This window comes from Arthrobacter sp. 01T428 (assembly GCF_056398685.1).
Window position 1 is genome coordinate 13,043 of the sequence record NZ_JBFTPW010000025.1, and the last position, 24,721, is coordinate 37,763.

Annotated in this window: 28 protein-coding genes and 1 pseudogene; 15 read left to right on the top strand and 14 right to left on the bottom strand. The window is 62.8% G+C overall.

Annotation, left to right across the window (positions count from 1 at the left end):
- The first annotated feature begins 48 nt into the window (after nucleotides 1-48).
- The 5 genes from AC1DJB_RS20410 (at nucleotide 49) to AC1DJB_RS20430 (ending at nucleotide 2,303) form a co-directional block, all read left to right on the top strand.
- Nucleotides 49-504, top strand: coding sequence for an SRPBCC family protein (locus AC1DJB_RS20410; protein WP_476910767.1), 456 nt, complete (start codon nucleotides 49-51; stop codon nucleotides 502-504).
- Nucleotides 501-1,043: a GNAT family N-acetyltransferase gene (locus tag AC1DJB_RS20415; protein WP_059388390.1), complete on the top strand. Its 543-nt coding sequence runs from the start codon at nucleotides 501-503 to the stop codon at nucleotides 1,041-1,043. The genes AC1DJB_RS20410 and AC1DJB_RS20415 overlap by 4 nt, the downstream gene beginning before the upstream one ends.
- A 31-nt stretch (nucleotides 1,044-1,074) precedes the next feature.
- Nucleotides 1,075-1,278, top strand: a complete 204-nt coding sequence (locus AC1DJB_RS20420) for a hypothetical protein (RefSeq protein WP_059388394.1) — start codon at nucleotides 1,075-1,077, stop codon at nucleotides 1,276-1,278.
- A gap of 7 nt (nucleotides 1,279-1,285) precedes the next feature.
- On the top strand, nucleotides 1,286-1,759 hold the full coding sequence (locus tag AC1DJB_RS20425) for a Clp protease N-terminal domain-containing protein (RefSeq protein WP_476910768.1): 474 nt from the start codon (nucleotides 1,286-1,288) through the stop codon (nucleotides 1,757-1,759).
- A gap of 115 nt (nucleotides 1,760-1,874) precedes the next feature.
- On the top strand, nucleotides 1,875-2,303 hold the full coding sequence (locus AC1DJB_RS20430; protein WP_476910769.1) for an acyltransferase family protein: 429 nt from the start codon (nucleotides 1,875-1,877) through the stop codon (nucleotides 2,301-2,303).
- A 313-nt stretch (nucleotides 2,304-2,616) separates the two neighbouring features.
- Here the strand turns inward: AC1DJB_RS20430 and AC1DJB_RS20435 are convergent, their stop codons facing one another.
- Nucleotides 2,617-3,906: a hypothetical protein gene (locus AC1DJB_RS20435; RefSeq protein WP_476910770.1), complete on the bottom strand. Its 1,290-nt coding sequence runs from the start codon at nucleotides 3,904-3,906 to the stop codon at nucleotides 2,617-2,619.
- Between the two features lie 1,071 nt (nucleotides 3,907-4,977).
- On the opposite strand from AC1DJB_RS20435, the gene AC1DJB_RS20440 reads away from it, so the two are divergent.
- The 3 genes and pseudogenes from AC1DJB_RS20440 (at nucleotide 4,978) to AC1DJB_RS20450 (ending at nucleotide 6,712) form a co-directional block, all read left to right on the top strand.
- A complete protein-coding gene (locus AC1DJB_RS20440) occupies nucleotides 4,978-6,087 on the top strand; it encodes an acyltransferase family protein (protein ID WP_476910771.1) in 1,110 nt (369 codons plus the stop codon).
- Between the two features lie 186 nt (nucleotides 6,088-6,273).
- Nucleotides 6,274-6,439: pseudogene (locus AC1DJB_RS20445) on the top strand (leucine zipper domain-containing protein); the annotation flags it as partial.
- Nucleotides 6,440-6,484: 45 nt separating this feature from the next.
- Nucleotides 6,485-6,712: a hypothetical protein gene (locus tag AC1DJB_RS20450; RefSeq protein ID WP_476910772.1), complete on the top strand. Its 228-nt coding sequence runs from the start codon at nucleotides 6,485-6,487 to the stop codon at nucleotides 6,710-6,712.
- A 62-nt stretch (nucleotides 6,713-6,774) separates the two neighbouring features.
- Here the strand turns inward: AC1DJB_RS20450 and AC1DJB_RS20455 are convergent, their stop codons facing one another.
- Nucleotides 6,775-8,397: a DUF2142 domain-containing protein gene (locus AC1DJB_RS20455; RefSeq protein WP_476910773.1), complete on the bottom strand. Its 1,623-nt coding sequence runs from the start codon at nucleotides 8,395-8,397 to the stop codon at nucleotides 6,775-6,777.
- Between the two features lie 227 nt (nucleotides 8,398-8,624).
- On the opposite strand from AC1DJB_RS20455, the gene AC1DJB_RS20460 reads away from it, so the two are divergent.
- Nucleotides 8,625-9,044: a GtrA family protein gene (locus AC1DJB_RS20460; RefSeq protein ID WP_476910774.1), complete on the top strand. Its 420-nt coding sequence runs from the start codon at nucleotides 8,625-8,627 to the stop codon at nucleotides 9,042-9,044.
- Here the strand turns inward: AC1DJB_RS20460 and AC1DJB_RS20465 are convergent, their stop codons facing one another.
- From AC1DJB_RS20465 to AC1DJB_RS20475, 3 genes are read right to left on the bottom strand one after another with little or no spacing between them, the layout of a single operon-like run.
- Nucleotides 9,045-9,446, bottom strand: a complete 402-nt coding sequence (locus AC1DJB_RS20465; RefSeq protein WP_284990784.1) for a VOC family protein — start codon at nucleotides 9,444-9,446, stop codon at nucleotides 9,045-9,047. It lies immediately after the preceding gene.
- Nucleotides 9,447-9,455: 9 nt separating this feature from the next.
- On the bottom strand, nucleotides 9,456-10,823 hold the full coding sequence (locus tag AC1DJB_RS20470; RefSeq protein WP_307053861.1) for a sensor histidine kinase: 1,368 nt from the start codon (nucleotides 10,821-10,823) through the stop codon (nucleotides 9,456-9,458).
- Nucleotides 10,820-11,539: a response regulator transcription factor gene (locus tag AC1DJB_RS20475; RefSeq protein ID WP_476910775.1), complete on the bottom strand. Its 720-nt coding sequence runs from the start codon at nucleotides 11,537-11,539 to the stop codon at nucleotides 10,820-10,822. The genes AC1DJB_RS20470 and AC1DJB_RS20475 overlap by 4 nt, the downstream gene beginning before the upstream one ends.
- A 168-nt stretch (nucleotides 11,540-11,707) precedes the next feature.
- On the opposite strand from AC1DJB_RS20475, the gene AC1DJB_RS20480 reads away from it, so the two are divergent.
- Complete coding sequence (locus AC1DJB_RS20480) at nucleotides 11,708-12,232, top strand: hypothetical protein (RefSeq protein WP_332602581.1); 525 nt, start codon at nucleotides 11,708-11,710, stop codon at nucleotides 12,230-12,232.
- 112 nt (nucleotides 12,233-12,344) lie between these two features.
- Here AC1DJB_RS20480 and AC1DJB_RS20485 read toward each other — a convergent pair whose 3' ends face one another.
- Both AC1DJB_RS20485 and AC1DJB_RS20490 read right to left on the bottom strand, forming a co-directional pair.
- Complete coding sequence (locus AC1DJB_RS20485; protein WP_059388399.1) at nucleotides 12,345-13,931, bottom strand: MFS transporter; 1,587 nt, start codon at nucleotides 13,929-13,931, stop codon at nucleotides 12,345-12,347.
- 255 nt (nucleotides 13,932-14,186) lie between these two features.
- Nucleotides 14,187-14,990 carry a putative protein N(5)-glutamine methyltransferase gene (locus AC1DJB_RS20490; protein ID WP_476910776.1) on the bottom strand — a complete coding sequence of 268 codons (804 nt, stop codon included), beginning with the start codon at nucleotides 14,988-14,990 and terminating at the stop codon, nucleotides 14,187-14,189.
- 320 nt (nucleotides 14,991-15,310) lie between these two features.
- Here AC1DJB_RS20490 and AC1DJB_RS20495 point away from each other — a divergent pair, with 320 nt between their 5' ends.
- Both AC1DJB_RS20495 and AC1DJB_RS20500 read left to right on the top strand, forming a co-directional pair.
- Entirely contained in the window at nucleotides 15,311-15,538 is a 228-nt protein-coding gene (locus AC1DJB_RS20495) for a hypothetical protein (protein ID WP_306964467.1), read from the top strand.
- Between the two features lie 72 nt (nucleotides 15,539-15,610).
- Complete coding sequence (locus tag AC1DJB_RS20500) at nucleotides 15,611-15,871, top strand: hypothetical protein (RefSeq protein WP_284990778.1); 261 nt, start codon at nucleotides 15,611-15,613, stop codon at nucleotides 15,869-15,871.
- Nucleotides 15,872-15,993: 122 nt separating this feature from the next.
- Here AC1DJB_RS20500 and AC1DJB_RS20505 read toward each other — a convergent pair whose 3' ends face one another.
- A complete protein-coding gene (locus AC1DJB_RS20505; protein ID WP_476910777.1) occupies nucleotides 15,994-18,543 on the bottom strand; it encodes an ATP-dependent DNA ligase in 2,550 nt (849 codons plus the stop codon).
- 38 nt (nucleotides 18,544-18,581) lie between these two features.
- Here AC1DJB_RS20505 and ku point away from each other — a divergent pair, with 38 nt between their 5' ends.
- Nucleotides 18,582-19,472 (top strand): non-homologous end joining protein Ku, encoded by an 891-nt coding sequence (gene ku / locus AC1DJB_RS20510; protein ID WP_059388401.1) that lies wholly within the window; start codon nucleotides 18,582-18,584, stop codon nucleotides 19,470-19,472.
- 83 nt (nucleotides 19,473-19,555) lie between these two features.
- Here ku and AC1DJB_RS20515 read toward each other — a convergent pair whose 3' ends face one another.
- From AC1DJB_RS20515 to AC1DJB_RS20530, 4 genes are all read right to left on the bottom strand, one after another.
- Nucleotides 19,556-19,822, bottom strand: coding sequence for a DUF7218 family protein (locus AC1DJB_RS20515; RefSeq protein WP_284990774.1), 267 nt, complete (start codon nucleotides 19,820-19,822; stop codon nucleotides 19,556-19,558).
- 27 nt (nucleotides 19,823-19,849) lie between these two features.
- The gene (locus tag AC1DJB_RS20520; protein WP_059388402.1) at nucleotides 19,850-20,278 is read right to left on the bottom strand and encodes a hypothetical protein; all 429 of its coding nucleotides are present in this window, start codon (nucleotides 20,276-20,278) and stop codon (nucleotides 19,850-19,852) included.
- A 66-nt stretch (nucleotides 20,279-20,344) separates the two neighbouring features.
- Nucleotides 20,345-20,521: a CsbD family protein gene (locus tag AC1DJB_RS20525; RefSeq protein WP_059388403.1), complete on the bottom strand. Its 177-nt coding sequence runs from the start codon at nucleotides 20,519-20,521 to the stop codon at nucleotides 20,345-20,347.
- A 96-nt stretch (nucleotides 20,522-20,617) separates the two neighbouring features.
- The gene (locus AC1DJB_RS20530) at nucleotides 20,618-20,788 is read right to left on the bottom strand and encodes a DUF2207 domain-containing protein (RefSeq protein WP_139359614.1); all 171 of its coding nucleotides are present in this window, start codon (nucleotides 20,786-20,788) and stop codon (nucleotides 20,618-20,620) included.
- A 330-nt stretch (nucleotides 20,789-21,118) separates the two neighbouring features.
- Between AC1DJB_RS20530 and AC1DJB_RS20535 the strand changes: the two genes are divergently transcribed.
- Nucleotides 21,119-21,598, top strand: coding sequence for a Dps family protein (locus AC1DJB_RS20535; RefSeq protein ID WP_059388404.1), 480 nt, complete (start codon nucleotides 21,119-21,121; stop codon nucleotides 21,596-21,598).
- A 24-nt stretch (nucleotides 21,599-21,622) separates the two neighbouring features.
- Nucleotides 21,623-22,576, top strand: coding sequence for a DNA topoisomerase IB (locus AC1DJB_RS20540; protein ID WP_306964477.1), 954 nt, complete (start codon nucleotides 21,623-21,625; stop codon nucleotides 22,574-22,576).
- A gap of 91 nt (nucleotides 22,577-22,667) precedes the next feature.
- Here the strand turns inward: AC1DJB_RS20540 and AC1DJB_RS20545 are convergent, their stop codons facing one another.
- Together AC1DJB_RS20545 and ptsP are read right to left on the bottom strand one after the other, a co-directional pair.
- Nucleotides 22,668-22,946, bottom strand: coding sequence for an HPr family phosphocarrier protein (locus AC1DJB_RS20545; RefSeq protein ID WP_059388405.1), 279 nt, complete (start codon nucleotides 22,944-22,946; stop codon nucleotides 22,668-22,670).
- A 33-nt stretch (nucleotides 22,947-22,979) separates the two neighbouring features.
- Nucleotides 22,980-24,689: a phosphoenolpyruvate--protein phosphotransferase gene (gene ptsP / locus AC1DJB_RS20550; protein WP_476910778.1), complete on the bottom strand. Its 1,710-nt coding sequence runs from the start codon at nucleotides 24,687-24,689 to the stop codon at nucleotides 22,980-22,982.
- Between the last annotated feature and the right edge of the window lie 32 nt (nucleotides 24,690-24,721).

Sequence of the window (24,721 nt, forward strand, 5' to 3'; positions counted from 1 at the left end):
GAGCTAGTCGGGTCGACGGGTGTTTTGAAACGGTGGCAGGATCGAAGCATGACTGTGTCGTTCACGTGCCGTACGCATATCGGAATGGAACCCGGGGAGCTCTTCGATCTCTCCCGCAATGTCGACGCGCACGTCGGCTCCATGGCCAAGTCCCGGGAACGTGCGGTTGCCGGCGTCGTGTCCGGACTGCTCTCGGAAGGCGACGAGGTCACCTGGCAGGCCTGGCATTTCGCTGTACCCCTGCGAATGAGCAGCCGCATCACCCGGTTTCGATTCCCTGAATCGTTTACGGACGAGCAAGTGCGTGGCCCCTTTCGCTTCTTCCGGCACATGCACGAGTTCATTCCCGACGACGGCGGCACGCTCATGATCGATCGCGTCGAGTTCGCGGCGCCTTTCGGCGTTGTGGGCCGGATTGCGGAGAAGGCCTTCCTCGGGCGATACCTGCGGAACCTCATCGAAAAGCGCAACGAATACCTTGCCCGCAACGGTGCCGCCGCATGATCAGGACGGCCCGCGCGGACGAACTGGAACGGCTCCGGGGGATCGAGTTCGCCGCGGGGGAGATCTTCCGCTCCTGTGGAATGGACGCCATCGCAGATGACGAGCCATTGACCGTCACGGAAATGGCTCTCTACCAGGCGCGCGGGGGTGCCTTGGTCTTCGCCGACACGTCAGATGTTCCCGTGGCCTATCTTCTGATTGAGCACCTCGACGGCAATGCGCACGTGGAGCAATTGAGCGTCCATCCGTCGCATGCGCGGCAAGGTCTGGGGAGCGAGCTGCTCGATGTTGCCGAAAAGTGGGCTCAGGCCCAGGGCTTGGAGTGGCTGACCCTGACCACTTTCCGGGATGTTCCGTGGAATGCGCCCTACTATCGCAGGCTGGGTTTCGAGGAGCTGGGCCCGGAGCTGTTGGACGATGGACTCCGGGGCATCCTCGAATGCGAGGGCTTGGTGGGCCTGAGTCGTTGGCCCAGGATCGCCATGCGGCGGCGCGTCAGGCCGATCCGCGGACAGGAAGATTCTGTCAGTCTGTATTGACAGGCCTGTGCCGTCAGTCCAAACTGACAGCATGAATGGTGATGAGCTGACTTCCCACATCCCGGCGACGGACCCGGTAATCGGGCTCCGCGCCGTTGGTGCCCTGCATCGCTTGGCTGAGAAGGTGGAGGCCACCAACGTGGCCCTCGCGCGGGAGCACGGTTGGTCCTGGGAGCAAATAGGTGATGCCTTGGGCGTCTCCAAGCAGTCGGTCCACGCCAAATACGGAAAGTGAGCCTGCCATGTTTGAACGATTTGCCGGCGAAGCCAGGACCGCTGTCCATGCCGGCGCCGAGGAAGCCAAACGCCGTGGAGACCGGAGAATCGGCACGGACCATTTGCTGCTGGGATTGCTTCACGACCCCGGGAGCTGCCGGACGTTGGAAACGGACCTCGAATCCGCCCGCGCCCAGCTCGATGCCCTCGACCAGCAGGCGCTGGAAGCCGTTGGCGTGACGCTGGGGGACTTCGGCCCGCTGAATGCGCCGAAGGGAAGCAGCCGGACTACCTTCACCTCGGCCGCCCGCTCAGTCATTCAGGACTCACTGATGCTGACCACCCGGGAGAAGGCCCGCAGGATCAGCACGCGGCACCTCTTGCTCGCACTGCTGGAGCGGCGCGAACCGGATCCGGCCGCCGTCCTGCTCCATAACCTGGGCGTGGATACCACGGCACTCAAGGACAGGCTGCAGAACCCAGGTCCGGGAACTGAGTGAGGCGGCCCGAACCTGATTGTTTTGCGCGGCAATATTCCGCTCGAGTGAACCACAGCTGAGTGAATCCTGTAAGCTCCCACAGGATCACGCAGCCGCCTTTTGAGGGGAACCGCCCGTGCAGGACACCATTACCGTACGTCCATCGTGGGGTCGTCGCCTTGCCGGAATCGAAGGCCTCCGAGGCATTGCGGCCCTATCGGTGATGGTTTACCACCTTGCTTTGACGACCTCATTCCAAGTGCAGACCGGGCCGTTGGAAATTCTCTTTTCGCTTTGCAACCAGGGCCTCACCCTGTTCTTCGTCCTCTCCGGCTTCCTGTTGTACAGGCCCTTCGTTTCCGCGATCGTGCAGGGCAGGCAGCTGCCGTCCATCCGCCGCTATGCATACAACAGGCTGCTGCGGATTTATCCCGCGTACATCGTGATCTTCGTTGTCACCGGACTCTTCGTCGGTTCCGTGTACCTTCACGGCAGCACTCACGGGTTCGGCCCGGAAAACATCGGCAGGCTCACGGATCCCCTCAAGATCGCAGCCAACGTGTAGGGCGGGTAGGTTCATCGTGGCTATTCTGCCGATGATGGGTGAAGGTCAGTCCGAGGCATTCCTGTAATGGGCCACAGCCCTCAAGCGGCCGGGCAGTCTTCTGATCAAGCCAGCGGGGTAGGCCCGGCAAACCCCGGTCACCTCGCCCCACCCGGACGATTCACGCCAAAGGCACCCAGCAGGGCCAGAGGGAGTCACGAGCAAAGCAAAGCGGCCAGCACCAACCCTGCCAGCTTGTACCAGACCGGCCATGTCAAGACTCACAGGCTTGAGGACAATCGCTGGGCTTGGGTAGCCAACAATTCAGGCCGGGCTACCCGGCCCTCAGAACAGGGCACGGGATGCGCACCGTACCTTTGAAAAATGTCGGCGAGGTCTGGATGTCGTAGAAGTCGGTATCGCGCGTCGAGTCGCAAAGGTTGCGTCCGATGAGGACCTGGTCGGCCCAAACAGGACCATTGTTTCTTGATGTCGAGGGCGGGAAGTACATGGACGCCATAAGCAGCGAAAAGCCCATGAGCACGGCCATGGGCGCCGCCGTGCCAAATCTGGACATGGACGAGGCAAACAATGGAAATGCGGCCAGAATGAACATCGTCGGCACCACCGAGTACCGTCCAAACAGGAACCTAGCTGGCCAATCGGCAGCGGAGAATGTTGCGTAGTCCAAATACGGGGCCGGGTTGGAAACGACGCAGGCCACCCAAATGACCACCGATGCGGTGATGAAGAGGCCAGCGAGCCATTTGTCCCGCTTGGAGCCCAGAATCAGTACGGTTGCCAGGACAGCGAGAACAAGGAGGGAGGCAAGGATCATCGGAGCAGCCCCGAAGTTCACGATCTGTTGCATGACCCCGGCCGAGGTGCCATAGAAGATCGGTCCCGCAGTATTCAAGAACCATCCGTACACGGCGGACAACGGGTCAAGTTGATAGCTTACGTCGTTCGTTCGAGGATGCGTCAGCGTTGTATAGATCTGGCAAGCAAGGCCCAGGCCCAGGCCCGCACGGGCAGCCCACAGGTTTCTGTCTCTCAGCCTGTACAGGAAGAGGGGGACGAAAATAATGGAGATGATCTCCGTCAAGGAGCTCAGGGCCGCGACAACAAAAAGCACTCCGCCCTCAAACTTGGACTTTGCCGGTTTCATCAAGAGCCAGGGAGTGAGCCAGAGCAAATACCAGTGCAGGTTAGCGAAGTTGCCAAGCGTCTCAAACGCGCCGACGTTCACAAATATCGGAACCGCCGCCCAAGCCACGCGGATCCATCTGTTGCTGGTCACAGCCTGGGAACAGTGGTAGGTCATGAGGGCGACGCCGGCCACAGCCGCGCATGCCAACACTGTCAGCCCTATGGCATAGTCCTGAAGTGCGAAGAACCGAACCACCACCTCCGCCGCGAGGCGCGGTACAACATGAAGGTAGCCAGCATACGGGCGGATTGGCGTGAAATGCTGGGCATGATTCAGCGCGTCCGTCAAAAATACGGCACCGTCCTCCGCCCATACGACGCCTTGGGCGGTTTGCGGTATGCGCCAGAACGATACAAGTGTCAGCAGCAAGAGGGCGCCGATATAGGACGCACCTCTGGCCAGAGTGATTTTCAACGTTGGTTCCCCCCGAAAGAGCATGCCCAGGGCCGGGCGATCGAACCCATGTTAGTTGACGGTTTCCTATTTTCGGGATTTCTCCCGGGTTTCCAGCATCAAGGAGTCCTGAATGACCGATCGCTGAGAAGCCACCCAATAGATTGCCTTTGATGTTCCGACTGAAGCCGGCAGATTAATCTATACCTCGCCGGGCGCAGCTGCTGGGTGTGAATGGACATATCCAGCGAAGTAGCCCGCGGATCCAACAGAACAGTCGATATACCAGAGGGGTGCGGTCGCTGATCGGACTCTTCCAAGGATGAATATTATGCCCCAGCTAGCTGGGTTCGCCCCAACACGATCGAAAGGACTCCAGTTACTAATCTCGCTGGCTGGTACTAGCCCCACAAGCGGGTCCGAGACACCACTGAACGGCGAGGCAACGGTTAGATCTTCGCCGGATGCATAAACGCGTTCCTTGGCATCGCGCTTGGGTTCATGGCGGCGGGAGCGACCATCGTCGACGGGTAGGGGCACACCACATATGGCGGGCCACCTGTTGGCCCGTTCCTTGTCATCGGGCAAGGCCTGACTTTGGTTGTTATTGGATTCTGCATTAGGCTCCTTGCCGCGGCCGAGAAACGCTGGCACATGAAGCAGGGCCAGCTCTAAATTCCCGACCCCTACCGCTGATCCTGTCCTCGGTTAGACGAGACTATCTCTGCGGGACAAAAGACCTGTTGTCCTGACTATGGACGTTCGATTGCCGAATCTTGACGGGTTCAGGGTTCTACGCCGAATCCACTTGACCAACAACGCGTACACCGTCCTAATCGCAACCGAATTGACGAGACCGACATGCTGACCGCGCTTCGCTCCGGAGCCGACGGTTTCATAACCAAGCCCGGCGGGAGATGCGGGCCAGAAACGCTGCGATGATGCGCCTGCCACGGTCCGGTCTACCGCTCGCCGAATGAGTTTCGGTCGTCCTCTCCCTTGCAGGAAACGCGCGCCTGATAGGATCGCAGGGCTCCGAGTAAGCTTCCCCAAGAAAGCAATTTTATGCCTCCTTTGCCGTCCTCTTTTTCAATGTCGGCGCGAGTGCGTCCACGATTGTTGCTTCTTGACTGCCTTCGCCTCGCGGCCGCACTCGGCGTCGTTTCATACCATTACACGTCTTTTTCCGGGGCGGAGTTCTGGGGAAGGGCTTCCCGGGAGGTTTTTCCTAGCTTGTCGCAGGTCACTGCCTACGGGGCGCTGGGAGTCCAGCTCTTCTTCATCATTAGCGGTTTCGTCATCTTGATGTCGGCATATGGCCGATCGGTGGGACAGTTCGTCGCTTCGCGGGTCTCAAGGCTTTTCCCGGCCTATTGGACAGCCGTGATCCTGGTGGCTGTTCTCCTTCTGGTGATAAGCCCCGGTGAGTTGAATAAAGTCACGTGGGCCGACGCCCTGGTCAACCTCACAATGCTGCAGCAGTCCGTCAACGTGACTTCCTTGGACGGTGTCTTCTGGACTCTATGGGTGGAGCTGCTGTTCTACGTGACGATCGCGTTTCTCCTTTGGCGTGGCATGACCGAGCAGAAACTGCTTGCGTTTATCTTCATCTGGCCCTTGCTGGGAATGCTGTCCAGCCAGGCCGGCCCGGGAATGCTCCAGACGCTCCTCATACCCACGTACTCACCGCTTTTCGCCGTCGGAATGGGAATCTACTTGATCCACGCCAACGGGCACGACATCGCCCGGTGGCTAGTCGTAGCCGTCAATTTCTTACTTGCGTGCCACCAGACCTACGCGGGATTCCTGCCCGCAATGTCACAGAGCACGGGCCGCCCACTTTCACCTGAGGTGATGTGGCTCATAATTTTGGGCTTTGTCGCCATCGTCGCTCTGATCACCACCACTCCCCTTCGCCATGCCGGATGGAAATGGATGAGTGTCGCCGGAGCACTGACGTACCCCCTGTATCTTGTCCACGAGATGTGGGGATGGTGGATCATCAAGAACCTGCGCGTGATCATTGGGACCTGGCCCTCGGTGGCCGTTGCCACGGCTTTCGCCCTCACGCTCGCGTGGCTGATACACAAGCAGATCGAGCGCCGCTTTGCCTCGAACTTGAAGAGGACGCTGCTCCGGAGCCTCTCATCAGCACCTCGGGCAGTTCAAGTCGATGCCGCGCCAGCGATGAGTTCCCGCTGATGCTTCGAAAGGTCAATAAGACCGACCAATTGCCCCGGCTGATGACTGTCGTGGCCTCGTATATTGGTCCTCCCGGCGCTAGTTGTAAGTCCTCTGGAGGTGCGAACGGCTAGGCGTGATGCAAGAGGTGAGGACCTCCGGTATCGAAATGGGCTACCGCACTCACTTGATCACCAGGAGGTCCCCGTGTCCCACCTTAACGCCTACTTGACGCCGAGGGGCGTCTTCTTCTTGCTCAACAAGTCATCGACCAAGATGGAACCTGCGCCGGGCGGCCGAGAGCGTCAGCAGCTCGCCGGCCGCCGCGAAAAAATGGGCGGATCGGTACCGGCTCTGCGGGCCTGTCGGCATGCAATGGAACGCCTTGCGCCTCGGGCGTTAAGCTGTCGCGCCGCCCATGTTCCTGCTCGCACTCTTGCCGCTCCTGGGGGAAGTTCTGGGGTGCTCGGCCCGGCCAGCGTCGCTCGGCATTCTGGCCGCACTGATGCTCGTCTACTTCTACCCGATGGCCGTGGGGCGCGAGTTCGGACCAATCTGGGCGGATCACCTCGGGCAGGCCCGCGAGACATGCCGGACGCCGGGCGCCAAACCGGAGGAGATCGTCCCGATCGCCCCGACGGACTAGTTCATCAAGGGCGCCGAGGTGCCCTGTCGCGTCCTCAACTGACCCGTAGGAGTGTTCGCGGGCTAAGTAACGATGAGTTCAGCCTCGCTGCGTTCAACATTCCGGGGAAAACGCGGGGTGCGCGGAAAGAGGAGCCTGTGTGCTATCGCAGCGCCGCCAACAAGTACCAGGAGGTATGCAACTGTCAGCCCCTGCCAACTGAGGGGCGGTTGCCACAAAGGATCGAACATTTCCGTCCAGTTCGTATGCGACTGAAGACCTATCGTGTACCGCCGAAGGACAAACACAAAGAGGTAAACGTGTACGCCTACGGCGCCGGCAAAGAGCCACAGAGACAAGGAACGCGCCCAAGGTCCCCGTGGCGTCGGGCGCATACGCATGGCCACTCCGCAGGCAAGCAGAAGCAGGACAAACAGGGCCAGCAGGTATCTGCCCTGCCAGATGTAGCCAATTTGCTGAATTACCTGGGCCTGAAGAATCGGCGGCAAGATCAGTACCGCAATCAGTAGAACCCACACCACGGGCCTCGCACGAAGAGGCCGTGCGGTGAGGCCGCCTATGATGATGGCTGCAAAGGCAAAATACCAGAACGCGTAGACGGCGGGGGGTGCGCCCGTGTCGAGCCAACCCATGATCCCGACATAGCCGGACGCATAGTCGAATGAACGGTCCAGCATCGTGACGAAAGCCTGATCCGGTGTGACAGCACTGGGGGTACCCGTCAGGCTGCTAAAACTATTGGCGGTGACCAGCCATGCGAGACTGGCGGCGCAACCAAGGCCAATAAGCGCGGTCATGGACAAACCCAAGCGGCTCTTCACGACGGCAAACATCGGCTTTAGTCCGAAAATCAAGACGGCTGCAACTACGGCTAACGCCAGCCACAGCAGCGAAAGTGCGCGGGTATTGGCCAAAACGGCTCCGGAAATCCCGACAAAAACTATGCTCGTCCGAACGGTTTTCAGATTCCGGTAATTCTCGAGAACGACGCATAGGTTGAGAAACAAGGCAGACGTCGTAACCACTTCAAGCGCATTGGGATTGATCGAGCCGTTGAGAAAAAGCACCATCGGCGTGATGGAAACCAGGCAGCTCGCCGTTGGCCAGAAACGACGGCGCATCGAAGCCGCCGCGCCGATGGTGGCGGCAAGGAACGCCGAGCAGATCAGGGCACTGATGACTCTCATTAGGTAGACGGCGGCCTCACCTCCCATGACTCGCGAGGGGAGGCCAACCATGGCGTAGTACATGGGGTTATAGTTCCCGGCGCTGGTTTGAGCTTGCACGAGGTCGCGCGCTGTGGCATCAATTGGAGGGGCGCACTTCGGTGTCGTGTCAGCCTTGGCAGCGAAGCAACCCTGAGCGCCGATCATAGCGATATATCGCGGAACTATGACAATAGTCTGCTCGCCCTGCTCGCCCGTTGACGTTCCAGAGAGTTCGCCACGGGCGACTGCCGCGGCCTTGATCGTGTGGGCAGGCTCATCCGGCACTGACATCAGCGGAGACGCGAACACCCAAATCAAGGAGAGCGCGGCAATTATGGGGAACGCAATGAACGTGAACCGCAGTGTGGGCAGTGCGCCCGGCCGGCGCACTGCGCTAGGCAGGATTGGAGAATTGGTAACCATCGTGCTGATACGGTACCGCACGCGATTGGCAAAACCCGGTGTCCGGAAGTGCATGAAGCCCGCCAAACAGGTCGTCTGGACTGTTTTGAAGTGCGATGCGCGGCGTTTCGCTGGAACCGGAGCCGTTATGATTGATCGAGCCTTGCGGTCGCTGAGGCGAGGCTGTCTCCGCCGGAAGCCGCAGTTTATATGACATTGACGATTTTGGGGTGCTAACAGTGGCGCTAGACCCGCGTGCTCAAGTGACGCGCTTGGTGGGCTTTGTCCACCGTAGCCACCTCTTGAAATTCTTGATCGTGGGAGGGCTCTCCTTCGCCATTGATCTTGGCCTGCTGGTTCTGTTGCACGAAGGCTTTGGAGTTGACCTGTGGTTTGCCACGCCAGCTGCTTTCCTCGCGAGCCTCGTCTTCAACTATTTCGTCCAGCGCTCATATACTTTCCAGTCCAATAACCGGCAGCACGTCAGCATGTTCCGCTACGGCCTCCTAGTCGTTTTCAACGTCTTCGCAACGGACGTCATCGTCAATCTTTTCGATAGCCTCGCCCTCACCTATGCGGGTGGAAAAGTAGTGGCCACGGTTTCGACAATGACCTGGAATTTCTTCCTCTACAAATACTGGATCTTCCGCACCGATGCCCGTAACTCCGGGAAAGATCAACAAGACGATTCCGAATTCAGCCCCACTGCCGCAGACGGCTGATCAGCCGGCCACCAGCTCTACCTCGTAGCCGTCGGTATTCACCAGATAGGCGGCGTAGTGGCCGGGCCCGCCGGCGTGGGGATATTTGCTCTCGAACATCTCGTACCAGCCCGAGTCCGCGCCGAGCTCCCGGAGCCGGTCCACGTTCTCCCTGGTGCCGGCATGGAAGGCGAGGTGGTTGAGCCCGGGCTCCGTCCTGCGGTGCGTGCTTCCCGTGAGGGCCGCGGACTGTTCGATCACGATGTACGTGCCTCCGAGTTTCCAACTGCAGCCCTCGGGCCACTCCTGGAATTGTTCGTAGCCCAGTTCGGCCAGCAGCCAGCCCCATTCTTCCTGCGCCCGGCTGATGTGGGGTACCCAAATTTCTACGTGGTGCAGCGAACCCACCGGAACATCAGCCATGCGCAGAGTCTACGTTTGACGGGGGCCCGCGGGAATGCCGGGCAACTCCACGACAAATGCCGCGCCGCCCTCACGCGCCGCACGCACACTGATGCGACCGCCCATCCGCTGCACGATCCTTGCCGCGATGGACAAACCGAGTCCGCTTCCAACCGGCCGTTCTCCGCTGTATCTGGCAAAGAGCGCACCGCGTTCGAACGCGACGGAGGCATCCGCCTCCGTGAGGCCAGGGCCGCCGTCGCGCACTTCAACGGTGAGTCCGTTGCCGGAAAGGTAAGCGGCGAGCACAACGGGAGCGCTTTCAGGGGTCACGCGCAGCGCGTTTTCCAGCAAGCCGTCCACCACTTGGCGCAGGCGCTGGCCATCGCTGCGGACCGGCAATGGCCCGGAAGGCAGTTCGAGCCGACCGGCAATTCCGTTCTGGACGCACACCGCTTGCCAGGCCTGCCAACTCTCGCGCAGGATCAAGGATGCGTCCACAGGCTGGAGTTCCACGCGGAAATCATCGGACTCAAGCCGTGCCAATTCCAGGAGATCGCGGACAAAACGGTCCAGGCGGTTGGTTTCGGCCACGAGCGTCCGTCCGACCCCGCTCACGTCGTCTCCGCTGACCACGCCATCGGCAAGCGCTTCGGCGTAGCCCCGCAGCGCGGTAAGTGGTGTCCGGATTTCGTGCGAAATGGAGAGCAGGAACTCGCGTTGGCGGCCCTCGCTGGTCCGGAGCGCGGCGTCGAGGGCCGCCAGCGCCTGCGACACCTCCACCACTTCGGCCGGGCCGCCGGGTGCTACGGCCACGGATCGTTCTCCGGCTGCGAGCCGATGGGCCGAATGCGCCGTACGCACCAGCGGCCGGCTCAACCATTGCGCCAACAGGCCCCCGGCCACGATGGCGAACACGAGGCAGACCGCGAGGGCAATCAGCATGCGGCTCAGGAGGGGAGCGGCGGCCGCGCGGATTTCGGACACGGGCTGCGCCAGCACCACGCCTCCGCCGGCCGCCAAGGGCCGGGCTTCGAGGACCACGGTGTTCTGTGGACCGTTCACCGACGTCGAGACCGACTTTCCGGTCAATACCTCCGCGACGGTCTTCGCATCCACCAGCCTCGCCCCGCCGCCTGTCACGCGGCCGTCGGTGCTGATTTGCGCGAGCCTCGCGCCGTGCGTGAGCAGATCTGTGCGCAGGTCCTGCAGGCTCCCAAGGCTTGACTGCTTGCTGAGGGAATCGGCCTCGACCGCGAGGTACTTCTTGGCTTCGTCCACCGCCGTGGCGTTGACCAGTTGCGCCGCCAGAAGGCCGGCAAGTACGACGGCGACGGTCGCGACGGCGGCGATCACCGCCGTCGTGCGTCCGGCCAGGGTGCCGAACCAGCGCCTCACGTGGCTCCTCCGGCGCCGGGACGGAGTCCGGACGAATGGGGAGGCGCGGCCGAATAGCCGACGCCGCGGCTCGTCGCGATGGGGGAGTGCTCGCCGAGCTTGGCACGGAGCTGCGCGATGTGCACATCCACTGTCCGCCCGGCGGCATAACTGGCCTGCCCCCACACGGCGGACAGGAGCTGCTCCCGGGAAAAGACCCGGCCAGGCTGCGCCATGAGGTACGCGAGGAGGTCGAATTCGGTGGCCGTCAGGGTGAGTTCCTCGGTGCCCGCGCGTGCGGTCCGGTTGAGCGGATCCAGTTCGACGCTGCCCAGCACGAGCGGTTTGGAACGTGGGGTTCCTTCGGTCCGGCGCAGGACCGCCTTGACCCGCGCCACTAGTTCGGAGGGCGAAAACGGCTTGGTGAGATAGTCGTCCGCGCCCAATTCCAGGCCAAGGACGCGGTCCACCTCCTCATCCCGGGCCGTGACGAACAGTACCGGCGTCCAGTCCTCTGCCTGCCGCAGTTGCCTGCAAAGCTCGATCCCGTCCAGACCGGGCAGGCCGACGTCGAGAATCACCGCGACCGGTTTGAGCCGCTTGATCTGTGCCAGCGCGGATACCCCGTCCCGCTCAACGTGTACACCGAAACCCGCGCGGCCCAGATAGAGGCGCTGGATATCGGCAATTGCCCGTTCATCCTCGGCAATCAGCACCAATCCGCGGCTGTCTTCCATGCGTCCATTCAACAGCAAGGATCAAGCCTGTGGAGCGTCCTCGTCGGCCGCCGGGGACGGTTTTACATTCCTCGAACATTGGCCGAACAATCAATTCATGCGGCCGGACCAGAGTGTGGTGAAGAGCGCCGGCGGATCGACCACCGGCCGGAACAAAGGACACGGACCATGAACAACAGCATCCCGAGCTCCAGCACTCCCGTTGAAGGCCGCAAGCGTACCAAAGCGCGCACCGCCGTCGTCAGCGTCCTCGCAGCAGGCCTCCTGCTGGGCGGCGGCGTGATCGCCGCCAACGCTGCTACCTCAAGTAGCCCGAGCACGACGGCGGCAGCCACCTCCCAGCCCACCGCGACGGCCGGGACTGCAACAGCGGCGGCGGCCAAGACGGCGCTCGCGCGGCATCCGCTCGCGGCGGCCCTGCGGTTCTTCGTGAACGGTGACAGCAGCAAACCGAACTACGGCCAACGCGCCGCGAAGATCGCCACGTTCATCCTGGACAAGCGCCCGAAACTGGCCGCGAAGCTTCCAGCCGCGCTGCAGGCGGACCTGAAAGCGCTGAAGGACGCAGCCGACGGCGACCGGGTGGCCAAGGCAACCCACATCAGGGACACAGCCCTGAACGGCGGCTACGGCCCGAAGATCCAGGCGCAGGCAAAGCGCATGCAGGAGCAGAAAGCCGACCGCAAGGCTTAAACGGCGGCAAGGCTGGTTATTTGTGGCGGTCCCGCCACAAATAACCAGCCTTGTTGTGCAGACGCGGGCCGCCCGCAGCCCCGTCCGCCCTATGTCTGGACCGGCAGTGTGCCTAGGCCGGAACCGGGTCCCGGTCCGGATCCGCCGCTACGAGGGGCCCGTCGTCGAACGGCATTTCGTCGAGGTCGATCAACGGGTTGGTGTCCTGGGTGGCAACCAGCTCGCGGGCCTCGGCCTGCGTGTCCACGCTTGGCATGGAGCCCGGAAGTGGCCGCTGTGCGGATTCGCGCAGGAAGTAGATGGCGATTGCGCCAACCACGGACGTTCCCATGAGGTAATACGCGGGCATCATGTCGTTGCCGGTGCCTTGGATCAAGGCGGCGACAATGAATGGCGTGGTGCCGCCGAAGATCGCTACGGAGAAGTTGTAGGCGATGCCCATTCCCCCGTAACGGCTCGAGGTCGGGAACAGCGCCGGAAGCGCGGAGGCGAGGTTGGCTATATAGAACGTGACCGGGAAGGCGATCAGGGCCAGGCCGGCAAGCGTGGACCAAATGTCGCCGATGCCGATCAGCAGGAAGGCCGGAACAGCGAACACGACCGTGCTGACGGCCCCGATCCACAGGACGGGCCGGCGGCCGATCCGGTCGGAGAGCTTGCCCGTCAACGGGATGCAGACTGACATGACGACCAAAACGGGGATGGTCAGCAGCGTGCCATGAACGGGGTCGTAGCCCTTGGACTCGGTCAGGTACGTGGGCATGTAGGAAGTCAGCATGTAGCCCACCGTGTTGGCGGCTGCGGCTAGGATCATGGCGAGGATGATCTGGCGCCAGTAAGCCTTCACGATGCCGATGGGACCCTTGGCTACCGCGGCGTCGCCCGCTGCGGCGTCCGCGGCGAGGGCTTCCTGGGCATCCAAAGTGGCTTGGAACTGGGGTGATTCCTCGATCTTGCTACGGAAGTACACGGCGATGACGCCGAGCGGACCCGCAATGAGGAAGGGCAGTCGCCAGCCCCAGTCCTCCATGGCCGATTGGCCGATGGTGAGCTGCAGGATGGACACGAGCGCCGCGCCAAGGGCGAAGCCGATGTAGGAGCCCATGTCCAGGAAGCTCGCGAAGAAACCGCGGCGCTTGTCCGGAGCGTACTCGCTCACGAACGTGGTGGCGCCGGCGTACTCGCCGCCGGTGGAGAAACCCTGGACAAGCTTCAGGATGACGAGCAGTGCCGCTGCCCAGATACCGATTTGTGCGTAACCGGGCAGGAGTCCGACGGCGAAGGTGCTTGCCGCCATCAGCAAGAGTGTTGTGGCGAGCACCTTCTGGCGGCCCACCTTGTCGCCCAACCACCCGAAGACAACGCCGCCGAGGGGGCGTGCCACGAAGGTTGCGGCGAATGTTCCCAGCAGGAACAGGGTCTGCACGGACTTGTCCGCCTCGGGCAGGAAGACCGGCCCCATCGTGGTGATGAGGTAGCCGAACACGCCGACGTCGTACCATTCCATCGTGTTGCCGACGATCGTCCCGCCGAGTGCTTTTTTCAGCATGGGCTGGTCAACGACGTTGACGTCGGATACCTTGAGTCGACGGCGTGTTGGAAGTTTCAATTTTGAGGCACCGCGTGGTGCGTTCTTGCTCGTTGCAGCGGCGTTCCTAGCGCCTGCTGAAGAGTCGGTGATGCTTCGGTCTGTGGGCATTTGTGTTTCTCCTAGGGAGATCATTTGCTTGCGACATACAGCTGCTCCGCTCTGGGCAGGGTTTCAATTTTACGCGAGATTCGCCCAATCTTAGAGTTGGGCTCCGAATTTCGGGGCCATTCCGGGCCCTTTCGGGCACAAATGTCTGACATCCACGGACCCCCTACAGCCCCGGAATCACGCGGATTTTGGCGTGCTCCGGAGGTGCGTTACCAAATTGTTTGATTCAGGGCCCCGGAACGCACAGTTTACTGATCATTTCCGGTGGATTGCCCGTTGTTTTCCCAACACCACCGTGGCATCGAATTCTCCAGAATGGACCACCCGCGCGGACAGCCCGGCGTCCTCGAACAGGGCCGCCGTCGTCGCGGCCTGCCGGACGCTCGTTTCGATCAGCAGCCGACCGCCGGGAGCCAGCCACAACGGAGCCTCCCCAGCGATCCTGCGCTGCACATCCAAACCATCCGAGCCGCCGTCGAGCGCCACCCGCGGTTCATGCAGCCGGGCCTCTGGCGGCATCATCCCGATCGAGTCCGTGGGGACGTAGGGAGCGTTGGCCACCAGGACGTCAACCCGGCCGCGAAGAGCGTCCGGCAGCGCCGAATAGAGATCGCCTTCGTGCACCTGGCCGCCCACCGGGCCGAGGTTACGGCGGGCGCAGCGGACCGCAGAGGGGTCGACGTCGGCCGCGTGAAGCTCGATGCCGCCCGCCGCGGCAAGCAAAGCGGCGCCGACGGCACCCGAACCACAGCAAAGATCGACGACGACGGCGCCCGGCCGGGCGAGGCGGGCCGCCGCCTGGACGAGGTACTCCGTGCGGCGCCGGGGGACGAAGACGCCAGGGTCCACGGCGATGTGTTGGCCGCAGAACTCAGCCCAGCCCAGGAGGTATTCAAGGGGTAAACCCGAGACGCGTTGTTCCACCAGGCAGTCAAGCTCCTCGGGAGCGTGCGCCGCGGCGATCAGGAGCCGGGCCTCTTCTTCGGCGAAGACGCAACCGGCAGAACGGAGCCGTGCCGTGACGGCGGAATGGGACGGCTGGAACGTCGGTGCTGGCATAGGAGAGCCTTTCGGGATACCGAGGGGTGCTCTCCGGGCCATGCTAGCCGAGGGTGGAGGCGGGAACCACGCCTGAAACGGCTTCGACGAAAGCCGGGGTTCACAAACACAGCCCGGAGTGTCTAGGGTGGGTGCATGGGAACACTGATTTTTGAATAGGCCAGCGGGTCACCGCTGAGTTTGAACCGACAAAAATCCATGCCTGTTGAGGCTTCGCCTCCGCGCCGTTCCTGTTGCTTTCACTAGACCCAGGGTCTCGCAGCGGACGTCGCGTCCCGATACCTCCTCCGGCACATCAAGAGCTCTAAGGAGTCCACTGCATGACACCGAACACACCCGAAACCGACGCCGGGCAGGAACCAGAAGCGCAGGAAACCATCGCCCCGGCCGCCGGTGTCAGATCGAAACTGACTGACGCCCAGAAGGAGATGCTAGCCAGCAAGTCCCGTGGCGGGGCAGGGAACGGCTGGCAAAGCACCGGAAAAGGACACAAACCCACTCAGGCGAGTGGCAAGCTGGCCAAGTCCGAGAAGAAAGTCCGCTGGTAGATCCTGCAGACAAGCGGACCGCTCCCACCTAGTATGGAAAATCCCTTCGTTTCAATGCAGAAAGGAAGAACAATGGCTGCGAAGCACGTTGAGCAACAAATCAACTCCGAGGTGGCCAGCCACTTGGTCGAGTCCATGGATAAAGCGCCCATGCCAGCCCCGGCAACGGTGGCCATGGCCCTCGGCTCGACCCAAGGACCGGCCTGGCCGGACGTCAGCGGCAAGGCCAAGCACCCCAAGGACCGCGGCGCAAGCCACGGCCGCGTAGGCCAGCAGGCGGCAGTCACCGCGGTCCACCGCACCAGCCGTCCGCAGATGCCGCACTCCTCTTAGGAACCCACCCTCCTCAGCCCAACTGACTCGCACTTAATGTCGTTCTGAGCCCTCATAACGACATCTGCTGCCAGTTAGTTGGGCTGAGTTACGTGCGGGAGGCGTAAGCGTGCGGGCCTGGGTTATGCGCGCTCGACGTCGTCGGGAGACTTGTCGGGGCGCCAGCCGCGCCAGACGGGATGGCGCATTCTCTCGGCGCCGGTCCAATCGCCGAACGTCACCTCTCCCACGAGCTCGGGGGAAACCCAGTGCGCCGTGGCGGCGTCCTCGGCCGGGATGTCGTGGAAGGGAGAGTCCGGGCGATCGAGACCTTGCAGGCGCTTCAGGATGTCGCGCAGTTGCCAGTCCTTGAACCCCGTGCCCACTCGGCCCGCGTAGCGCAGCTTGTCGCCGTCGGGAATCCCCACCAGCAACGCGCCGATGGTCCCCAGTCTCGCCCCGGCACCGGGCCGCCACCCACCCACCACCACTTCCTGCGTGCGTTCCAACTTGAGCTTGATCCAGGACCTGCTGCGCCGCCCCGGCTGGTACCGGCTATCCGCGCGCTTGGCCATGACGCCCTCCAAGCCAAGCTCGCCGGCGCTGGCCAGGATGTCGTCGAGGTCATGTTCCAGGATCTCGGACACATGGATAGGGGAGCCCTGGGCCGGCAGCTTGGCGCGGAACTCCGCCAGCTTTTCCCGGCGCTCGCTGAGCGGCAGGGACGTGAGGTCGGCACCGCCTTGGGACCCGGCGTCGTACAGGAGATCGAACACCATGAGCTGCACGGGGACCGCGGCCCGGGCACGTTCGACATCGCCGGGCTTGAAGAGGTTCATCCGCTTCTGGAGCAGCTCGAAGCTGGGCCGGCCGTTCTTGCTGAGTGCGACGATTTCGCCATCTGCCACGAAGTCGTGGTCAGGCCAATAGCGCGGATCCGCCAGTTCGGGGTAGGTGGGTGTCATGTCGATCCCCGAGCGGCTGGTCAACCTGATTTTGCCGCCCGAGCCTGAAACGATCGCCCGGAAACCGTCCCACTTGAGCTCAAACAGCCAGTCGCCGGAGGAGACATCGGCGGTTGTCCCGGAGGTTGCGAGCATGGGCGCGTAGCTGGGGGTCCCGATCGGTTGGGGCCGGGAGTCAGGCAACAGCACCGTCCGATGGCCCGGTTTGTCCTTCATCAGGTGGATCAGCCATTGCGACGGCGACTCCCCGGTGTGGATGAGCGCGAAGCGGCGGGTCCCGTGCAATCCGCCGCCGGGCTTTCCGGTGAGGGTAGCGATGACTTCCTTGCCGTCGCGCCATTTTTCGCACTCGAACTCGCCGCTGTCCCAGATGCTGACCGTCCCGGCACCGTATTCGCCCTTCGGAATGATGCCCGCGAATTGCGCATACTCCATCGGGTGGTCCTCCGTGCGCACCGCGAGGTGGTTCTTGTCCGGAGTGTCCGGCACGCCCCGCGGCAAGGCCCACGACGCCAGGACGCCGTTGTGCTCCAGCCGGAAATCCAGGTGGAAACGGCGGGCATGGTGCTCCTGGATGACGAAAATTCCGCCGGGCGGATTGGGTTCGGCGTCGGACTGGAGGTGGCGCGAACCGGCTTGGTGCTCGACGGCGGGAAACGGTTCGGGGGTCCGCTGCGGATCGCGCTTGTCCACGTAGCTGGCCAGCCGAGGGTTCAAGGCCGCGCCCCCGACGGCGGTGCTGACGCCGGCCGCGCCGGTGCCCGCGCGGTGCGAGTGGGGCGGGCCGCCGTCGTCGTTCTTGGTTCTGGAACCGCCGTTCGAGTGCGAAGTGGCGTGCCCGCCCGCCACCGCGGCGAAGGGGTCCTTTCCCTCTTTGACGCGCTCCATGACGGCCGTGAAGTCCAGATGCTCGAGCTTGGGGGAGGCGAGTTCGCGCCACGTCCTCGGGGCGGCGACCATGGGGTGGGCCCGACCGCGGAGGGAGTACGGCACGATGGTGGTCTTGTTCCCGCTGTTCTGGCTCCAATCCACCAGCACCTTGCCGTTGCGCAGGGTTTTCTTCATGTCGCTGACCACGAGGTCCGGATGGTCGGCCTCAAGCGAGCGCGCCAATTCGTGCGCGAACGCGGAGACCTGCTCCCATTTGCGGGTGCCATCCAGTCCGGCGTAGAGATGGATCCCTTTGCTGCCGCTCGTCACAGGAACCGGATCGAGGCCGATGTCCTGCAGGATGCTGCGGGCCAACTTGGCGACTTCGACGCATTCGGAAAGGCCGGTGCCGGGACCGGGGTCGAGGTCCAGGACAAGGCGGTCCGGCGGCAGCATGGTCCCGTCGGCGTCCACTTGCCATTGCGGCACGTGGATTTCCAAGGCTGCAATCTGGGCCAGCCAGGTGAGCGTGGCGAGGTTGTTGACGAGCGGATAAACGTTGCTGTGTTCCCTGTGCTGGATGGTGACCCGGGGAACCCATGACGGCGTGGAGTCGTCCAGGTTCTTCTGGAAGAACATAGGCCCGGGATCCGACGTGGTCCCTACTCCGTGGACCCAGCGCTTCCGTGTGGCGGGCCGGTTGGCGGCAGCCGGGATCAGGAACGGGGCAACGGCGGCGTAGTATTCGAGCACTTCGGCCTTGGTGGTGCCAGTCTCCGGGTAGATGATTTTGCCCAGGTTGGTGAGCGTCAGTTCATGGCCTTCAACGTTGACGCGTTCCTTCTGGCTGGTTGCCACCTCTTCACCTCCGCCGTGTTGTGATGTTCACTTAGTGCATGAGGGCCATATGGAAGGGTTCTATCGCGTTCGGGCTGGTCAACGTACCCGTCAAGCTCTACAGCGCCACCGAGGACCACGATGTCAGTCTCCACCAGGTCCACAACAAGGACGGGGGCCGAATCCGTTACCAGCGGAAGTGCGAAATCTGCGCCTCTGTTGTGGATTACGAGGATATCGACAAGGCCTACGAAGAGGAAGGCCGCACCGTGGTGCTGTCGGCGGCCGATTTGAAGTCGCTGCCTGCGGAGAGCAGCCGCGAAATCGAGGTTGTGGAGTTCGTTCCAGCTGAGCAGTTGGACCCCATCATGTACGAGCGGCCCTATTATCTCGAGCCGGATTCCAAGTCGCCCAAGGCCTACATGCTTCTTCTGCGCACTTTGCAGGACACCGAGCGCGTGGCCATTGTGCAGTACGCCCTCCGGCAGAAGACCAGGCTGGGCGCACTGCGGGTACGGGGCGATGTGCTGATGCTGCAATCCCTGCTCTGGGACGACGAAGTCCGCGAAGCAAACTTCCCTTCGCTGGAAACCGACGTCAAGATCTCGGACAAGGAACTTGAGATGTCCTCGGCCCTGGTGGATTCCATGGCGCGCGACTTCGAGCCCGAGCAATACACCGACAACTACCAAGTTCAATTGCGCCAACTCATCGCGGCCAAACTCGAAAAGGGCGACTCCATCGACACCGAGGAGACGTTCGGTGTGGCAGCCAGCGAAGGGGAAGGTGGCGAGGTCATCGACCTCATGGAAGCCCTCAAACGGAGTCTCGACAAGAAGCGCGGCAAAGCGTCTGCCGGCTCGTCCGACGAGTCCTCCGCTGAAGGGTCCGACGACGGCGCCACAGCCAAGGCGGCCAGCAAGCCGAGGGCGAGGGTCAAGAAAGCCTGACGCGCCGCCGTCGTGCGCTTCGTGAAAGCTGGGCATGCTCCAAGTGGCCTGCGCCGGAGCAAGGCACATGTCCCATGGATGGCCTAGTGGTTTCGCAACGCAGAGATCAGCTCGGATTTCTTCTTGCTTGAGTACCCTGTGAGCCCCAGTTCCTTCGCCCGGGACTTCAATTGGGGCACAGTCCAGTCTTCATAGTCGCCCGAGGTGCCGCCGCGTCGGCCGATTTCCTTGCGGCCCTCCTTGGCAGCGGCATTCGAGATCCTCGCGGCCTTTTCCTTCGAGGCGCCATCCTCACGGAGGCTTTCGTAGAGTTCCGGATCCTTGAGGCTGGGATTCTTCTTGTTTGGCATGCGATCCTCCTTTGGTCAAGATCCGGGCTAGGACGGAAGCTCCATCCGGAACCCGCAGCGGCACTGCAACACCTTTGTGGCCAGGTACACGTCGAGAAGGTCGACGGCGGGGTCTTCGGTGGACACCGGTGCATACACGCTGTGGAATCCGGTTCCTGAGATCTTCATGGGTTCGCCGCAGTGGATGTATTCGCCGCCGAATTGCAGCACACCTGACACCGTGCCTCGCTGGTTCAGGATGGCTGCGACGTCTTGGAATGTTGCGGCATGGGCGTAGAACATATCGCATTCCACGCAGGTGTAGGCGACATCCACGAACTCTGCCGACGGTGGCTTCAGGGGCTCGATGGAATCGAGAATCACGTACTCGGCGGTGCCGCAATGGCCGCACCAGATTCGTTCCCCTTTGGGGAGGGGCGCGCCGTTGGGAACAAGCGGGTCAGAGATAGTCGGCATCGACTTAACTCCTTGAACCAGGAAGTGCGGCTCCCGCGCGAGGCGGAAGCCGCACTTCGAGCGGATTTAATCCTTCTTGAAAGCGTCCTTGACCTTTTCACCGGCCGATTTCAGGTCGCTCTTGCTCTGATCCATCTTGCCTTCGGCTTCGAGTCTCTCGTTACCCGTCAGCTTTCCAGCCGCTTCCTTGGATTTGCCTGCAAGCTTTTCTCCGGCGTTCTGGATCTTGTCATCTGCACCCATGGACGTACTCCTTTGCTGGTAAAGGGACTTTCTTCGATTCGCCAAACGGTGTGGGGCCTGGCCGACAGGGCCAGGCGTCCTCACTGCAGTTGCCGGTCAAACTCCGTGTGACCTGCGGCCGGACATGAAGCTAAGGAGCCAGCCGATGGCCGCGACAATCAGGAGGACCACGCCGACCCAAAGGAGCCAGCTCACGGCCTGCGAGAAGCCGCCGACGAGCAGAAGAACGATTGCCACAACGCCTGCAATGATCAGAAGAGTGTTCACAATGACACATTCCTTACTTCAGCGGGACCGCTGGCAAGCGCCCGGGTCCCTTGCGATGTATTCGGTTGTCAGTTCGCTTGCGAACCGTTGTTCCCCGCCAGGCCCGAAGGCCCCGTGCAAGGTCTTGCTGTAGTGATACCGCCCCGGATCTTCAGGGTTTTCGTCCGGTAAGAACCGGCATCGACTTCCTCCATGGTACTACTAAGCACCCTTATCAAATCAAGTACTAAGTACGCTTACAAAGATTTTTGGATATCGTCGTAGGCTAAACGGAAGGTCGAGCGCAGGTTTCCTGCGCTCGCATCGGACGGTCGTTTAGGAGGAGAAAACGTGAAAGCATCGCAAACCCTGGCAGATAACCTCCAGTTGGTCCTGACGGATCTCATTGAACTCCAGCTCCAAGGAAAACAGGCCCATTGGAACATTGTTGGCCCTAATTTCCGGGACTTGCACCTGCAGCTCGACGAACTCGTCGCAGCCGCCCGGGAGTTCGCCGACGAAACCGCCGAAAGGATGCGGGCGCTCCATGCCCTTCCCGATGGCCGGAGCACCACCATCGCCGCCTCAACAAGGCTGGAGCAATTCCCCGCTGGATTGACCAAAACCAAGGACGCCGTGAAGCTGATCACCGATCGCCTGGAGCGGACGGTCCAGACCATGCGTGATGTCCACGACGCAGTAGACGAAGAAGACCCCACGACGGCGGACCTGCTCCACGCGTTCATTGCCCGTTTGGAGCAGCTCGCTTGGATGATCAGTGCCGAGATCATGTCGGCCAGTGCGTCCGTGGCAGATCCACAGGAAGCCTAGGAACCCGGCGAACGGCGTCAGTGCATGCCACGGCTCCGCCGCAGTAAACCGGGCACTCCGGGCATTTCCCGGCGAAGGTCCGGCCGCGGATTCAGCTACTACCACCCGGACGGATCGCTTATTTCGGGCGGGGAGCGCAAACGCCTCGACGCGATGGCGATACCTCCTGCATGGGCCGATGTCTGGATATGTCCGTTCGAGAACGGACATATCCAGGCAATGGGAGTGGACGACGCCGGACGTAGCCAATACATCTACCATCCGGAGTGGCGTGCTCGCCAGGATACTGAAAAGTTCGCCCGGGCCGCGCGGCTTGGGTCCATCCTGCCGCAGGCGCGCCGCCTGGTCTCCAGGCATCTGCGGGAGTCACCTTCCGAGAAGACTAAAACCTTGGCCGCGGCCGTACGGCTCATGGATCTCGGTGCCTTGCGCGTTGGTTCCGATGGCTACGCGCGCCGCAACGGCTCATACGGGCTCACCACGCTGAGGTGCAGACACGTGAAGGTCAACGGGGAAACGGTCTCCCTGCATTTCCCGGGGAAAAGCGGCCAAACCTGGGATTCCACCATCGAGGACCCGGTGCTCGCCCGATTCCTCGGACCCTTGGCAGGCAGGCCAGGCAAGGAGCCCCTACTGGTCTTCCAGAATGGTGAGGGAAGCGTCTCCCTGAATGCCGCGATGGTCAACGAGTACCTTCGCCACATCACCGGCGGCGACTACACGGCCAAGGACTTCCGCACGTGGAAAGGCACTGCAGCGGCCGGAATGGCGCTCGCAGGCCCGGCTTCCAAAGTGCCTGCCCGCAAACGAGTCCTCGAAGCAATCAAGCAAACCGCCGAACTTCTCGGCAACACGCCAACGGTGGCGAGGGCAGCCTACGTCGATCCGCGCCTCGTGGAGGGTTTCCTGGCGGGTGATCTCGAACAGCTCAAGGCCAGCGAGTCGGATATCGCGGCCTACTTGGGGTCACTGCCTTGAATAAAGAGCATGCTCCCCGTTGGCTACGAGGGATGGACAGGTGAGGAATATGTCCATCCCGGAGTGCCAAGGGAGAGCATGCTCAGTGGGGTTACTCGGCGTCGTGGTCCGTTTCGAGGATCTTCACGAGGCGGTCCAGGGCTTCGTCGGCCCCGGCACCTTCGGCACGCAGGACAACGACGTCGCCGAATGAAGCTCCGAGGCTCATCAGGGAGAGGATGCTCGCGGCATCCATGGCGTCGTCGGCGGGCTCGCCTTCGCGGGCGATGGTGACCTCGATGTCCAGCTCGCCGGCGGCTTCGGCGAAGATGGCTGCCGGGCGTGCGTGCAGGCCGACGCGGCTGGCGATGGTGGCGGTACGTTCGGACATTGTTGCTCCTTCGATTGTGGGCTTGGGGAAAGTCTAGAGACCCAACTCGTCCAGGATAGGCAGCTGGGCGCGAACGGCTTGGCGCGCGGCGGATGCACTCGGGGCGGACAGCGCCGTCGTCGCGAGCTGTTGGGCCTGCGCCACGGTGACGGTTGCCAGGACAGCGGAAACGGCAGCCAGGGCGCGGGCGCTCATGGAAAGCGTCGCGACGCCCAGTCCAACGAGTACGACGGCGAGGGCGGGGTCCGCGGCTGCCTCGCCGCATACTCCCACCGGCCGGAGGTTGCCGCCCGAGCTGGCGGCAGCGGCGCCGTCGGCGGTCAACTTCACGAGCTGAAGCACGGCCGGCTGCCAGGGGTCGTTGAGAGTGGCGAGAGGGCCGAGTTGGCGGTCCGCGGCCATGGCGTATTGGGTAAGGTCGTTGGTTCCGAGCGAGGCGAAGCTGACTTCGCGCAGCACGGAGGCGGCGGTCAAGGCAGCCGACGGGACTTCGACCATGACACCGGGGGTTTTCAAACCAGCGGCGGAGCAGAGTGAGGCGAAATGCGCTGCTTCCTCGGCCGTGGAGATCATGGGAGCCATGACCCACACTTCGGCCCGGTTGGCGGCCTCTGCTGCCGCGATTGCCGCCAGTTGGCGTTCGAGGACGCCGGGGGACGTGAGGTCGGTGCGGTACCCGCGGACACCCAGCGCAGGGTTGGGCTCGTCCGCGTTGGTAAGGAACGGCAGGGGCTTGTCTGCCCCTGCGTCGAGGGTTCGGACCACCACTTTCTTGCCCGGGAAAGCAGCGAAGACGGCGCCGTAGGCGGCGATCTGCTCCTCGACGGTGGGTTCGTCGTCGCGATCCAGGAAACAGAATTCGGTGCGCAGCAGACCGACGCCCTCGGCACCGGCGTCGGCGGCCTTGACGGCGTCGGCACCCGTACCGACGTTGGCGAGCAGCGGAACCCGGAACCCGTCGGCCATGACGTTGCTCCCGCTGAACGCGGCAACGGTGGATGCCTGGGTGGCCCAAGCCTTGGCCGCAAGGCGGAGTTCCTCACCAGGGTCAACCGTGATGGTGCCGGCAGCGCCGTCGAGGTAGACCTCCGTGCCGTCCCCGATCTCGTCGACACCCGGGGCGGCGACGATCGCGGGCAGGCCGAGGGCGCGGGCCAGGATGGCGGTGTGGGACTGGGGGCCGCCGCTGGAGGTGATCAGGGCGATCACCTTGGCGGGGTCCAGGGTGGCGGTGTCTGCCGGGGCGAGGTCCTCGGCGGCCAGGATGAACGGAACGTCGGACGCCGGGATGCCCGGCGCGGGCAAACCGCGCAGTTCAGAGACGATGCGGGCGCGGACGTCCAGGACGTCGGCCACGCGTTCTGCCATGTAGCCGCCAAGGGCCTTCAACGAGTCTGCAACCGTTGCAGCGGCCTCCCAGATGGCCCGTTCGGCGGTGCGTGCGCCGCCCGGAGCCTCGGGGGAGAGGAGCCTGATGGCCGATTTCACCAGCATGGGATCGGCGGCCATCAGGGCTGTTGCTTCCAGGACCTCTTTGCCTTCGCTGGACGCCGTCGCGGCCCGGGCACGGAGTTCCGCCTGCACGGCCTTGGCGGCATCCTTGATGCGCTGGCCCTGCGATTCGACGGTAACGTCCGCAGGAATATTGACGTTCTCACGGGGCTCTTGCACCGGCTTCGGCATCTGCCGCACCGGCCCCAGAACACGCCCCGGGGCAACGCCTACACCTGAAAAGGTCTGCATGGAATAGTCCTCTACTTGCTTATTAGCGGGTT